Raw genomic sequence first — 13,309 nt, 5'->3', positions numbered from 1 at the left:
AAATGAGGAGTGCGCCCGTGTTTGACGATCTGTTCGGCCCTGAAGGGGCAAAGCGCGACGGCGCGGAAATTTTGCGCGCGCTACGCCAGGCCGCCAGCGAACGTATCCTCATTCTCGATGGCGCGATGGGCACGCAGATTCAAGGGCTGGGTTTTGATGAAGATCATTTTCGCGGTGATCGTTTCATCGGCTGCGCCTGTCACCAGCAGGGCAATAACGATCTTCTGATCCTGACCCAGCCGGATGCCATCGAAGAAATCCATTATCGCTATGCGATGGCGGGCGCGGATATTCTCGAAACCAACACGTTTTCGTCGACGCGCATCGCGCAGGCGGACTACGAGATGGAAAATGCCGTCTACGATCTCAACCGCGAAGGGGCGCAGATCGTCCGCCGTGCTGCCCAGCGGGCTGAGCGCGAAGATGGCCGCCGCCGCTTCGTTGCGGGCGCTATCGGCCCGACCAACCGCACCGCCTCGATTTCGCCTGATGTCAACAATCCTGGCTACCGTGCCGTCAGTTTCGACGATCTGCGCATCGCCTATGGCGAGCAGATCGACGGTCTGATCGATGGCGGCGCGGATATCATTCTGATCGAGACGATTTTCGATACGCTGAACGCCAAGGCTGCGATCTTCGCCTGCGAGGAGCGCTTCGAGGCCAAGGGCATCCGTCTGCCGGTGATGATATCAGGCACGATCACCGACCTTTCCGGCCGCACGCTGTCCGGCCAGACGCCGTCTGCTTTCTGGAACTCGGTGCGCCATGCCAACCCCTTCACCATCGGCCTCAACTGCGCTCTTGGTGCAGATGCCATGCGTCCGCATCTGCAGGAGCTTTCGGATGTGGCCGACACCTTCGTCTGCGCCTATCCGAACGCCGGCCTGCCGAACGAATTCGGGCAATATGACGAAACGCCCGAGATGATGGCGCGCCAGGTGCAGGGTTTTGCCCGCGACGGTCTTGTCAACATCGTCGGCGGTTGCTGTGGCTCGACGCCCGAGCATATCCGGGCGATTGCCGAAGCCGTCAAGGATTACAAGCCGCGCCCCATTCCCGAGCACAAGCCTTTCATGTCGCTTTCGGGTCTCGAACCCTTCGTGCTGACCAAGGACATTCCCTTCGTCAACGTGGGCGAACGTACCAACGTCACCGGCTCGGCCCGCTTTCGCAAGCTGATCACCGCCGGCGATTACACGGCGGCGCTCGCTGTTGCCCGCGATCAGGTGGAAAACGGTGCGCAGATCATCGACATCAACATGGATGAGGGCCTGATCGACTCGCAAAAGGCGATGGTGGAATTCCTGAACCTCATTGCCGCCGAGCCTGATATTGCCCGCGTGCCTGTGATGATCGACTCATCCAAGTTCGAGATCATCGAAGCCGGTCTGAAATGCGTGCAGGGCAAATCGATCGTCAATTCGATTTCGCTGAAGGAAGGCGAGGAGAAATTTCTCCAGCAGGCGCGGCTCGTCCACAATTACGGTGCTGCGGTCGTGGTCATGGCCTTTGACGAGGTCGGGCAGGCGGATACCTATCAGCGCAAGGTGGAGATCTGCACGCGCGCCTACAAGCTTTTGACCGAGAAGGCGGGCCTGTCGCCGGAAGACATCATCTTCGATCCAAACGTGTTTGCGGTAGCCACGGGTATCGAGGAGCACAATAATTACGGCGTGGACTTCATTGAAGCCACCAAGACCATCCGCGAAACCATGCCGCTCACGCATATTTCCGGTGGCGTTTCCAACCTGTCCTTCTCCTTCCGCGGCAATGAGCCGGTGCGTGAGGCGATGCATGCCGTGTTCCTCTACCACGCCATCCAGGTCGGCATGGATATGGGCATCGTCAATGCCGGGCAGCTTGCGGTTTACGACAACATCGATGCGGAACTGCGCGAGGCCTGCGAAGATGTGGTGCTGAACCGCCGCGACGACGCGACGGAGCGGCTGCTTGACGTGGCGGAGCGTTTCCGCGGCACGGGTGAAAAACAGGCGAAGGTGCAGGATCTTTCCTGGCGCGAGCTTTCCGTCGAAAAGCGGCTGCAACACGCGCTGGTCAACGGCATTACCGAATTCATCGAGGCCGATACGGAAGAGGCGCGCCAGCAGGCCGCCCGCCCGCTGCATGTCATCGAAGGGCCGCTGATGGCGGGCATGAACGTGGTCGGTGACCTGTTCGGCTCTGGCAAGATGTTTCTGCCGCAGGTGGTGAAATCCGCCCGCGTGATGAAGCAGGCCGTCGCCGTGCTGCTTCCTTACATGGAAGAGGAAAAGCGCCTGAACGGCGGCGAGCAGAACAAGGCCGCCGGCAAGGTGCTGATGGCGACCGTGAAGGGTGACGTGCACGATATCGGCAAGAACATCGTCGGCGTCGTTCTTGCCTGCAACAATTACGAGATCATCGATCTCGGCGTGATGGTGCCGACGACAAAAATCCTTGAAACGGCGATTGCCGAAAAGGTCGATGTGATCGGTCTTTCCGGTCTCATCACGCCATCGCTTGATGAAATGGTGCATGTGGCGGCGGAAATGGAGCGGCAGGGTTTCAACATCCCGCTGCTGATCGGCGGCGCAACGACGAGCCGCGTGCATACGGCGGTGAAAATCCATCCGCGTTACGAACAGGGTCAGGCGATCTATGTCACCGATGCCTCGCGCGCGGTGGGCGTCGTTTCCGCACTTCTCTCCGCCGAGCAGAAGCCAGCCTATATCGACGGCATCCGGGCTGAATATGCCAAGGTGGCGGAGGCGCACGCCCGCAATGAGCGCGAAAAGCAGCGTCTGCCGCTTTCCCGCGCCCGCGAGAATGCGCACAAGATCGACTGGTCGACCTATAGTGTCGTGAAGCCGCAATTCTTCGGCACCAAGGTGTTCGAGACCTATGACCTTGAGGAGCTGTCCCGTTACATCGACTGGACGCCGTTCTTCCAGACCTGGGAGCTGAAGGGTCGCTATCCCGCTATCCTCGAAGACGAGAAGCAGGGCGAGGCCGCGCGGCAGCTTTATGCCGATGCGCAGGCGATGCTGAAGAAGATCATCGAGGAAAAATGGTTCCGGCCGCGGGCTGTTATCGGCTTCTGGCCCGCCAATGCGGTGGGCGACGACATCAGGCTGTTCACGGATGAAAACCGCTCCGAAGAACTGGCGACCTTCTTCACGCTGCGCCAGCAGCTTTCCAAGCGTGACGGACGCCCCAATGTGGCGCTTTCCGATTTCGTCGCGCCTGTCGATAGCGGCGTTGCCGATTATGTCGGCGGCTTCGTCGTGACGGCGGGTATCGAGGAGGTGGCGATTGCTGAACGCTTCGAGCGGGCCAACGACGATTATTCGTCGATTCTCGTCAAGGCGCTGGCCGACCGTTTTGCGGAAGCCTTTGCCGAACGTATGCATGAGCGGGTGCGCAAGGAATTCTGGGGTTATGCGCCCGAAGAAGCTCTTGCCGGCGATGAGCTGATCGGCGAGGCCTATGCCGGTATCCGCCCTGCGCCCGGTTATCCGGCCCAGCCTGATCATACCGAAAAGAAAACCCTGTTCTCCCTGCTCGACGCCACCAACGCGGCGGGCGTGGAGCTGACGGAGAGTTATGCCATGTGGCCCGGCTCCTCCGTCTCCGGCCTCTATATCGGCCATCCCGAGAGCTACTATTTCGGTGTCGCCAAGGTGGAACGCGATCAGGTGCTGGACTATGCGCGTCGCAAGGACATGCCGTTGGTAGAGGTAGAGCGCTGGCTGGGACCGGTGCTCAACTACGTACCGGTAAACGGTGCCGAGGAAATCGACAGCGCGGCCTGAGGTTTCGGCCACCGTTGTCGCAATAAAAAGCGCGGGTCCTGCCCGCGCTTTTTTGTGTCGTCGTTGGGCTTACGACCTTAAGGCCGCCAGTTCCTCTATGCCGACATGGCTTTCGATCTCGCTGCCGCGCAGATAGAGGTAGACGCCGATGCAGAAGGCGAGGGCGGCGATGAACACCAGATACCACGCATGCGCCATTGGATTGACGGCTAGCGCCATTGTTACGCCAATCGGTGTCAGCCCGCCGAAGACGGCATAGGAGACGTTGTAGGCGAAGGAGAGGCCCGAGAAGCGGACCGATGCCGGAAAGGCGCGCACCATGACATAAGGCACCGCACCCGCCATGCCGACCGACAGGCCCATGACGCCGTAAAGCACGAACATGGTTTCGAGCGATGTGCCGGCATAGCTGTAGAAAGTGAAGGTGGCGATGCCGAAGAAGATGCTGGCGGCCATGAAGAAAATGCCGGAGCCGACACGATCGATCAATGCGCCGGCGATGATGACACCGAAGATGAGGAACAGCGTGCCGAAGCTGGTGCCTGCCAGCGCCTGCGTCGGTGTGTAGCCATAGAGCTTCTGCAGGAAGGTTGCCGTCATCAGCGTGGTAACGACGATGGCTGCGGACAGAACCCAGGTCAGCAGCGCGGAAATGATCACGCCGCGCATATGGTGCTTCAGCACGAGGCCAAGCGGAAGCTTGTCCGTCAGCGACTTCGACTTTTTCATCTCCATGAAGATCGGCGTCTCTTCCAGCCAGCGGCGCAGATAGACGGCAATCAGGCCGAATATGCCGCCGAGCAGGAAGGGAATGCGCCATGCATAGGCCGCCACATCTTCTGCCGAGAACAGGGAATTGATGGCAAAGGCAATCAGCGAACCGAGCATGATGCCGAAAGAGAGGCCGGACGTCAGGAAACCGCAGGCGAGCCCGACGCGGCGAAAGGGCACATGCTCCGCAACGAAGGTCCAGGCACCCGGCACTTCGCCGCCGATGGCCGCGCCCTGCAGCATGCGCAGGACGATGAGCAGGATGGGTGCCGCAACGCCGATGGTGGCATAGGTCGGCATCAGCGCCATGCCGAGGGTCGAAAGCGCCATCAGCAGGATGGAGAAGGCGAAGACGCGTTTGCGGCCATAACGATCGCCATAATGCGCGAGAACGATGCCGCCCAGCGGCCGCACCAGATAACCGGCGGCGAAGATGCCGAAGGTCTGAATCATCACCAGCCAATCGGGCATTTCCGGCGGGAAGAACAGATGGCCGATGACGGTGGCGAAAAACACGAAAATGATGAAATCGTAGAACTCCAGCGCGCCGCCGAGGGCCGAAAGGCCGAGAGTTCTGTAGTCCTGCCTGTTCAGGGGCCGGGCAGCTGCCGGTGTGGTGGTGGGAGACATAAGCCTGCTTCTTTTTCTAATTCACATGTTGCTAATGGGCATGCGGCAAGCGATGCGCGATTTCAAGCCTTATCAGCTCCTAATCGCTCAGGAATTTTGATGGACGATCAAGAAAGCGCCGCAGGAAACTGATGTTTTCCAGCTCGTCATAAAGACGCTCGGTGATGCCGATCTCGTCGAAGTAATAAATCGTCGCTTCGGGAATGGCCAAGAGCACCGGCGAATGGGTTGCGATGATCAACTGCCCACCACTATCTGCCGTGTGACGGACGATAGCCGCAAGCTCCAGCTGCTTTTGCGGTGAAAGAGGGCTTTCCGGTTCATCGAGAAAATAAAGGCCGGCGCCGTGCAGGCGCTGCTGCATGATATCGAGAAATCCCTCGCCATGCGAACGCCGGTCTATGACGTTGCTTCTGACGATATGCCTGAAAGTGTCCGGCGTTTCCTCGGGAAAATCTTCCCCTCTTTTCAGGGCTTTTTCCCGCTCCCAGCGAAAGTCATCCAGGGTCTCTTCATTCTGCTTGCGGATGTAGCCAAGCACGTCTTCGGCGCGCATGAACATGCGGATTTTCGGGTATTTCTTGCGGGCGAAATAGAATGCCTTCGCCACGGTTTCCGCATGCTGAAGATAGAGGTCGCCGGCAACCTGTCCATGGTTGCCGATGGCATAGGCCGTCATTCCGGCTGCCAGCCCTTCCAGCAGCGTGGATTTGCCGGAGCCGTTATTGCCCGCGAAAAAGGTGATCGGCGTCTTGAATTCGAGGCGTTCCAGCTGGCGCAGCGCCGGAACGGTAAAGGGGTATTCGTCCCTTCGGTCCGGAGTTTCCTTCATGGTCACGCTGTCGAGAAACAGCATTTTCAATCCTCTTTATCGATGCTTCTTTTTCTGTGCGTCCGTTTGCGGCGGAAGAGGAGTATATTATATTGGTGTATATTATAAGTATCAAAATTACATCTGTGTATTTTCAAAGTAATTAAATGAATAGTCATCGATTAAATTTTATATTAAGGCGATTGTAGAAATATATCCCGATATTTTTGTATTGCGGGGAAGATATGAATCAGATTGCGCTGGTTTACGTCGCCATCATATTTTTGTTCGCGTCTGCTGTGGATGCCGATGCCAAGCGTTTTCGGTTTTTTGCGGCGCCTGGCTTCAGTCGCGGTGAGACGATCGACAGGGTTTACGATTTGCCCGATCAAACGACTTTCGTGCTGGAAGGGAAGTTCTTTGATCTCGGTTATCTGAACAGCAGTAGTGGCGACGCTTATGTTCTTTATAATGGCGACCAATATGTGAAGTTGGACGAGGTAGGCCTTAAGGGCATTTCCAGTATGCTTGGATTTGACCCTACCGTCGAGGACCGCAAAAAACGTGCGGCGGCTTCGGAGGCGGCTGAGCCTATAGGGAGACTGATAGGTGGGTTTGTGCTGCTCGTGGGCCTGTTCGTGCTCCTGCGCAGGGGTATTCGCTGGTACTATCGGTCGGGTAGCAGAAACGCTCGTCTCGAGCGGGAAGATATCGAGGCGGTCGTCGAATTACCGGAAACCCGTCCGCCGACCATACGTCAGCAACGTGCGGCAGTTACCCAGGATTATACGCCCGCTCGCAATGAGGTTGCACCGCCGACCAGAAGGCCGGAGGCCGCGCCAAATCGCACGGGGATGGCAGTCCGGCCGTTCGGACGCAGGAATGCCTGATGCCGTCTAGACAAACGGCATTTTCCAGGACGTTCCGGCTGTGACTGTTATTCGAACCGGTCGATGATGCTGATGCCACTTTCCTGGAAACGGTCCATGGCGGGGAGGGCGGTGATGGCATCGGAAAGGGTGATGTGGCGGCCGATCAGTTTTTCGGGCGCGAGCTTGCCGCTCTCGATCATCGCCAGCATGTCTTCGTAGCGCCATGCCTGCATGCCATGGCTGCCGTAAATCTCCAGCTCGTGGGCAATCACCCGGGCCATGGGTATGGCTGGCATGGCGTGATCGGCCAGCATCAGCCCCACCTGAACGTGGCGCCCGCGCCGGCGCAGGTTGCTGATGGAGTTGCAGCAGGTCTGCGGGTGGCCAAGCGCGTCGATAGAGACATGCGCGCCGCCGCCGGTCACTTCGCGCACCGCCTCCGTGACGTCGGCAACCGAGCGGCTGTTGATGGTGGCGGTTGCGCCGAGTTGGCGGGCAAGTTCGAGCTTGTCTTCCGCAATGTCGATGGCGACGACCTGAGCGCCGAGGCCTGCGCCAATCATGATGGCGGAGAGGCCGACGCCGCCGCAGCCATGTACCGCCAGCCACTCGCCGCCTTTCAGGCGACCCTGGTCCGTCACAGCCCGGAAGGACGTGGCGAAACGGCAGCCGAGACCGGCGGCAGTGGCGTAGCTCATCGATTCCGGCAGATGCACAAGGTTCTGGTCCGCGTAATCGATGGCGACATATTCGGCGAAGGAACCCCAATGGGTGAAGCCGGGCTGGAACTGCGTCTCACACACCTGTTGATTGCCGGAGCGGCATTCATGGCAACGGCCGCAGCCGGAAACGAAGGGAACGGTGACACGGTCGCCTGTCTTGAACCTGATAACGTTCTTTCCGACCGCAGCGATAACGCCGGCGAATTCGTGGCCGGGGACATGCGGCAGGCGAATATCCGTATCGTGGCCCATCCAGCCATGCCAGTCGCTGCGGCAGAGACCCGTCGCCTTCACCTCGATGACCACGCCGCCATCGCTCGGTTCCGGATCGGGCAGGGATGCCACAATTGGGGTCTCGCCGAACAGTTCGTAAAAAAGCGCGCGCATCCTAGCCTCACATCGTCGGTAAGCAGATTTGAACTATACCTGCTCTATCTGCTTCCGACGCTGGAGAAAAGCAATTTAATCTTTGATCACCATAAGATCACCAGCCGCGAATTTAAGCGTTACTTGTTCGCCAAGGGCGGGCGGTGCGGTGCCGGGATCGTTGAACATGTCGAAAGACAAGGTCGAGCCGCCGAGATCAAGACGGGTTCGGATGACCGAACCCAGGAACTGGCTTGACGTGACGACACCGGAAATAGCGACGTCTCCCTTCGCGTCAGCGCCGAGAGCTCCTGCCTCCGGGCGCAAGGCGAGGGTGATTTTTTCACCGTTTGCAACATCGACCGGCTTGTGGAGCGTCACGTTCTGCTCTCCGACACGGATTGTGCTGGTAGAGGAATCGACGACGGTTGCGTCGATCAGGTTCAGCGTGCCGACGAAGGAGGCGACAAACCGGGTCGCGGGCTTGTTGTAGATATCGAAGGGCGAACCTATCTGGTCGGCGCGGCCGGAATTCATGACAACGATACGGTCGGAGATCGACAGGGCCTCTTCCTGATCGTGGGTCACGAAAATCGTGGTGATGCCGAGCTTTCTCTGGATCTGGCGGATTTCTTCGCGCAGCGATACGCGAATCTTGGCATCGAGCGCGGAAAGCGGCTCGTCCAGCAGAAGCACTTCCGGCTTCGGGGCCAATGCGCGGGCAAGCGCCACGCGCTGCTGCTGGCCGCCTGACATCTGGTAGGGATAACGATCCGCCAGATGTTCCAGATGGATGAGCTGGAGCATTTCCTTCACGCGGGCATCGATCTCGGCTTTCGGCTTGCCGGCGACTTTGAGCCCGAAGGCGACGTTTTCATAGACATTCATGTTGGGGAACAGCGCATAGGCCTGAAACACCATGCCGATATTGCGCTGGTTGGGTCTGAGCGTCGTCTGGTCCTTGCCGTTGATGACGATCGATCCGCCGGTTGGGATTTCGAAACCGGCGATCATGCGCAGCACGGTGGTCTTGCCGCAGCCCGATGGTCCGAGAAAGGAGACGAATTCGCCCTTTTCGATGGCCATGTTGAAATCATGGACGACCTGTACGGAGCCGAAGGATTTCTTGATATTGCTAAGTGTCAAAAAGCTCATGAAAATCTTGTCCTCAGGCCTTGGGAGGCGCGCCCTTCTGGTAGCGTGAAACGAGTTGGATCAACCCAAGGCAACCCCAGGTGATGCCGAAGGAGATCACGGCAAGTGCAGCCGGTTCATAGGCGCGGTTGGCGCCAAGCAGCTGCATATAGGGGCCAAAGGCCGGGCGGTTCAAAAGGGCGGCCATGGTGAATTCACCGATGACGATGGCGAAGGTCAAAAACGCACCTGATAGCACGGCGACCAGAACATTGGGCAGGATGATGCGCGACAGAATGGTCGTCCACCCCGCGCCAAGGCTCTGCGCCGCTTCCGTCAGCGTCGAGACGTCGATGGTTCTCAGACCAGTATCGACGGCGCGGTACATGTAGGGCAAGGCGAGCGTGGCATAACCGAACATCAAAAGCAGGTTGGTGCCGAAGGTCGTGCCGGTCAGCGGAAGCCAGCTGGAGGTGTTGTAAAGCCTGATATAACCGAACACGATGACGATGGCCGGGATGACCAGCGGCAGGAGCGTGATGAATTCGATATAGGGGCGCAGGCCCGGCAGTTTCAGGCGGACCCAATAGGCCGTGGGCACCACCAGCAGCACACCGAAAACGATGGTGAAGAGAGCCATCACCACAGAATAGCTGAAGGTTTCCTGAAAACGCGGGTCGGTGAGCACCTTGCCGTAGGCGTCGAAGGAATATTCACCGCGGCGCATTTTCAGCGAGAAGTTGGTCATGCCGATCAGCGGCAGGGCGAAATAGAGGAGGCCGAAGATCAGCGCGCCCCAGGCGAAGAACTTCTTCATTTGAGCCACCTTTCGCTACGGGCGCGCAGCCAGATGTAAAGCGCATTGGCAATGCCGGTGACGACGATCATGCCGAAGGCGAGAGCGTAACCCAGATGCGGATTGCCGAGAACGTCGCCGCGGATCTGCGCGAAAAGCAGGATGGGCACGATGTTGAGCGACGAGCCGGTAAGCGCGATCGCGGTGGCCACCGCACCGAAGGCATTGGCAAACAGCAGCGACATGGTGCCAAGCAACGATGGCAGGAGGATGGGGAAGGCCACCATGCGCCAATATTGCACGCCGGTCGCGCCAAGGATTTCCGCAGCTTCGCGCCACTCGCGCTTCAATCCATCAAGCGCCGGCGTGATGATGAGGATCATCAGCGGAATCTGGAAGAACAGATAGGTGACGGTCAGGCCCCAGAAGGACAGGATGTTGAAGCCGAGGAGTCTCAGGTCAATGCCGATCTGCGTCTTCAAAAACACGGTGAGTAGGCCGACCGGGCCGAGCGTGGCGATGAAGGCGAAGGCGAGCGGCACGCCGGCAAATTGCGATGCGACGCCCGAAAAAGTCAGGAGCGGTCCGCGAATGCGCTGCGGCAGACCGCCCAGAACCACGGCGGCGGCGACGGCAAAACCAATCAGGCAGCCAAGAGCCGCCGAGGCGAGGCTGATCTTGATCGAAATCCAGTAGGCCGCGAGGATGGACGAGGTGAAAAGCCCGGCGACGTTTTCCAGCGTCAGGCTGCCATCGGGACGCTGAAACGCACCGACCACGATTTTCATCGTCGGAAAAATCAGAAACAGCAGAACAAAAACAGCAAAAGGTACGACGCCTAACCAATGAAGCGGCAACTTTCTGCCCGCATCGGATGGTCCGCCGGTGTTGGTTGATGGCATGCCTGGTCCCCAAACGCCGTTTTCAAACGGTCTGTCTATAAAGTTCTTTATTATCGCACGTCTGGTAAAAACGGAATCGTCAGACGCACTTTCGATCTTTGTTTTGTGCAATTTCCGGGGGTAAAACCTAGGGAGTTTTACCTGAAATGCTGTCAAAGAAGCACCCCGGCTTTTTGAAAAGCCGGGGTGTATTTTTCAAAGGTTACTTCACGTTCGCGCCGACGACGCTGTCCCAGCCGCCGGTAACGGCTGCCTTGTTGGCGTCGACATCTTCGAGCGTCGGGAAGAATGCCTTTTCATAGGCTGCTGCCGGCGGCAGGCTGTCGATCAGTTCCTGCGGAACCTTGCCGGCCTTAACCATCGCGTTGAAGCGGATCGGGTGGCAATAACCCTTCAGCCAGCCGAGCTGACCGTCGTCGGAATAAAGGTGTTCCATCCAGAGCTTGGCAGCGTTCGGATGCGGGGCGTAAGCGGAAATGCCCTGAACGTAAACGCCAGCCAGAACGCCTTTTTCCGGAACCACGACTTCCGTGGGCGGGTTGTCGTTCAGCGTCTTCTTCCAGGAGAGCGCGTTATAGTCCCAGGCGACGATGATCGGGGTAGCACCCTGTGCCAGCGTGCCAGCCTTGCCGATGACTGGCAGGAAGTTGCCAGCCTTGTTGAGCTCGGCGAAATATTTCAGGCCTGCCTCACCGGCTTCCTTGCCGGACTTCGCACCGCTGGCAAGACCGGCGGCGAGAACGCCGAGGATAGCCTGGTTGGAAGCGCGCGGATCGCCGGCAAGCGCTACCTGACCGGAATATTCCGGCTTCTGCAGGTCGGCCCAATCCTTCGGCACGTTCTTGACGAGGTCCTTGTTCACGAAGAAGGACATCACGCCGTAATAGTCGCCGTACCAGTAACCTTCCGGATCCTTGACGTTGTCAGGGATTTCGTCCCAGGTGGAGACCTTGTAAGGCTGCAGCAGGCCTTCGGCCTTCATCTGCGGGCCGAAAGCGAGACCGACGTCGACAACGTCAGGAGCCTGCGGGCCCTTGTTGTCCTTGTTCGCCTTTACCGCTTCGACTTCATCGGCAGAGCCGGCGTCGGGGTTGAGTTCGTTGACGGTGATTTCCGGATATTTCGCCTTGAAAGCGGCGATGACGTCGCCGTAACCACACCAGTCGTGCGGCAGCGCGACGGTGGTCAGCATGCCTTCCTTCTTGGCGGCAGCGATCAGTTCGGCGCTTGGCGCAGCGGTAGCGATCGCGGTGGAGGCCATTACCAGAGCGGTGGTGGCAGCAAGCAGTCGACGGCAATGAGAGATCACTTTTTTCTCCTCTTCGTGTTCTCGTATTACGGACGCTGATACGGATTCTGGATGAAGCTAATGTGACGGCTGGATTGCAATTTATTTATCCGGATTCCGTCACTTTACGCCCATTTTCCGCCATCGCCCGGCTTTGTGCCTGCAATCGCGGGGTAATCCCATCATCATTCGTGGTGGACAGATATGTTCCCCAGCTTGTTTTTATCCCGCTTTATCGCGCTGGTAGCGATTTCAGGTATCCAATCAGCCGGCGGTTTCCGCGTCAAGCACTGTGCCGGCTACTAATGTTCATGTCCGGTCCGGCCTGCGGAACAGACGCGTCTGCTCGAACAGGCCTTCCAGCGCGTTCATACGCTCCTTGGTTTCATCCCAGGTGCTGCTCTGCACCGCTTCGATCAGCGCTTCGACGACAAACAATGTAACGACCGATGAATCCCATGCCGAGGGCGCTTCGATCTTCACACGGAAGGTGTGCAGCGCATGGCGCGCCACCGGCGATGTCCATTGATCCGTGAAAAGAATGATCTGTACGCCGTTTGCCTTCGCCACCTCGGCAAGCGTCGTCATGTCGTGCTCATAACGGCGGATGTCGAAGATCACCAGCACATCGCCGGCGCTCATATTCAACATATATTGAGGCCAGGCGCTGGAGTTGGACGACATCAGCGTCGTCTTTGGCCGGATCACCTGCATATGCGTGAAAAAATATTCGGCAATCGCTCCGGTGATGCGCCCGCCGACGAAATAGATGCTGCGTTTGCGGTCCGAGAGCAGCCTTGCGGCATTGTCGAAGACCGCGGTGTCGAGATCGCTCAAAGTGTCGCGCAGATTGCCCGTTATGGCATCGGCGAAACGGTTGAGAATATGCAGACCCGGTGCATTGGTTGCCCAGCGGTCATGTTTCGCAACCGGGCCGGAGATCGTCGCTTCCAGTTCCTGGTGCAGATGGGCCTGAAACTCAGGGTAACCTTTATATCCGAGCTTCTGCACCATGCGCGCCACGGTCGGCGTCGAAACACCGGCATTTTCGGCAATCGTGGTGATGCTGCCGAGACCCGAGACGGGGTAGTTGCCGAGAAGGCTCTCCGCCAGCCGTTTTTCCGAACGGGTCAGCGCGTCATAATGGGCATGGATGACATCCGACACGGTGGCCGTCGTACTGCGCAAATCTTTCCCCTTCCGGTCTTTTTGCCGGTGTATTGGCG

10 protein-coding genes are annotated in these 13,309 nt (G+C 58.6%); 2 read left to right on the top strand and 8 right to left on the bottom strand.

The features are described 5' to 3' along the window. Positions 1-17 precede the first annotated feature (17 nt). Positions 18-3,791, top strand: a complete 3,774-nt coding sequence (gene metH / locus CRP02_RS22025; RefSeq protein WP_019565253.1) for a methionine synthase — start codon at positions 18-20, stop codon at positions 3,789-3,791. Positions 3,792-3,860: 69 nt separating this feature from the next. Here metH and CRP02_RS22020 read toward each other — a convergent pair whose 3' ends face one another. Then, positions 3,861-5,192, bottom strand: a complete 1,332-nt coding sequence (locus CRP02_RS22020; protein ID WP_097172294.1) for an MFS transporter — start codon at positions 5,190-5,192, stop codon at positions 3,861-3,863. A gap of 79 nt (positions 5,193-5,271) precedes the next feature. Then, positions 5,272-6,048: an AAA family ATPase gene (locus CRP02_RS22015; protein ID WP_097172293.1), complete on the bottom strand. Its 777-nt coding sequence runs from the start codon at positions 6,046-6,048 to the stop codon at positions 5,272-5,274. A 200-nt stretch (positions 6,049-6,248) separates the two neighbouring features. Here CRP02_RS22015 and CRP02_RS22010 point away from each other — a divergent pair, with 200 nt between their 5' ends. Further along, a complete protein-coding gene (locus tag CRP02_RS22010) occupies positions 6,249-6,893 on the top strand; it encodes a hypothetical protein (RefSeq protein ID WP_097172292.1) in 645 nt (214 codons plus the stop codon). Positions 6,894-6,940: 47 nt separating this feature from the next. On the opposite strand, the gene CRP02_RS22005 is transcribed toward CRP02_RS22010, so the two are convergent. The 6 genes from CRP02_RS22005 to CRP02_RS21975 all read right to left on the bottom strand — a co-directional run bounded on the left by CRP02_RS22005 (position 6,941) and on the right by CRP02_RS21975 (position 13,271). After that, the gene (locus CRP02_RS22005) at positions 6,941-7,984 is read right to left on the bottom strand and encodes a zinc-dependent alcohol dehydrogenase family protein (protein ID WP_097172291.1); all 1,044 of its coding nucleotides are present in this window, start codon (positions 7,982-7,984) and stop codon (positions 6,941-6,943) included. 75 nt (positions 7,985-8,059) lie between these two features. Beyond that, positions 8,060-9,118 carry an ABC transporter ATP-binding protein gene (locus tag CRP02_RS22000; protein ID WP_097172290.1) on the bottom strand — a complete coding sequence of 353 codons (1,059 nt, stop codon included), beginning with the start codon at positions 9,116-9,118 and terminating at the stop codon, positions 8,060-8,062. Between the two features lie 13 nt (positions 9,119-9,131). After that, positions 9,132-9,914, bottom strand: coding sequence for an ABC transporter permease (locus CRP02_RS21995; protein WP_003513330.1), 783 nt, complete (start codon positions 9,912-9,914; stop codon positions 9,132-9,134). Then, a complete protein-coding gene (locus CRP02_RS21990; protein WP_003513327.1) occupies positions 9,911-10,795 on the bottom strand; it encodes an ABC transporter permease in 885 nt (294 codons plus the stop codon). The genes CRP02_RS21995 and CRP02_RS21990 overlap by 4 nt, the downstream gene beginning before the upstream one ends. Positions 10,796-10,997: 202 nt before the next feature. Further along, a complete protein-coding gene (locus tag CRP02_RS21985) occupies positions 10,998-12,104 on the bottom strand; it encodes an ABC transporter substrate-binding protein (protein ID WP_097172289.1) in 1,107 nt (368 codons plus the stop codon). Between the two features lie 288 nt (positions 12,105-12,392). Further along, positions 12,393-13,271 carry a MurR/RpiR family transcriptional regulator gene (locus CRP02_RS21975; protein WP_003513323.1) on the bottom strand — a complete coding sequence of 293 codons (879 nt, stop codon included), beginning with the start codon at positions 13,269-13,271 and terminating at the stop codon, positions 12,393-12,395. Positions 13,272-13,309 lie beyond the last annotated feature (38 nt).

The organism is Rhizobium sp. AN5, assembly GCF_900215255.1.
Classification (GTDB): domain Bacteria; phylum Pseudomonadota; class Alphaproteobacteria; order Rhizobiales; family Rhizobiaceae; genus Agrobacterium; species Agrobacterium tumefaciens.
This window is presented reverse-complemented; position numbering and strand designations above follow the sequence as displayed.

What these genes read in the sequence shown, in the direction of transcription:
- CRP02_RS22020 (WP_097172294.1), bottom strand. Translation starts at nt 5,192, where the DNA reads ATGTCTCCCACCACCACACCGGCAGCTGCCCGGCCCCTGAACAGGCAG.
- CRP02_RS22015 (WP_097172293.1), bottom strand. Translation starts at nt 6,048, where the DNA reads ATGCTGTTTCTCGACAGCGTGACCATGAAGGAAACTCCGGACCGAAGG.
- CRP02_RS22010 (WP_097172292.1), top strand. Translation starts at nt 6,249, where the DNA reads ATGAATCAGATTGCGCTGGTTTACGTCGCCATCATATTTTTGTTCGCG.
- CRP02_RS22005 (WP_097172291.1), bottom strand. Translation starts at nt 7,984, where the DNA reads ATGCGCGCGCTTTTTTACGAACTGTTCGGCGAGACCCCAATTGTGGCA.
- CRP02_RS22000 (WP_097172290.1), bottom strand. Translation starts at nt 9,118, where the DNA reads ATGAGCTTTTTGACACTTAGCAATATCAAGAAATCCTTCGGCTCCGTA.
- CRP02_RS21995 (WP_003513330.1), bottom strand. Translation starts at nt 9,914, where the DNA reads ATGAAGAAGTTCTTCGCCTGGGGCGCGCTGATCTTCGGCCTCCTCTAT.
- CRP02_RS21990 (WP_003513327.1), bottom strand. Translation starts at nt 10,795, where the DNA reads ATGCCATCAACCAACACCGGCGGACCATCCGATGCGGGCAGAAAGTTG.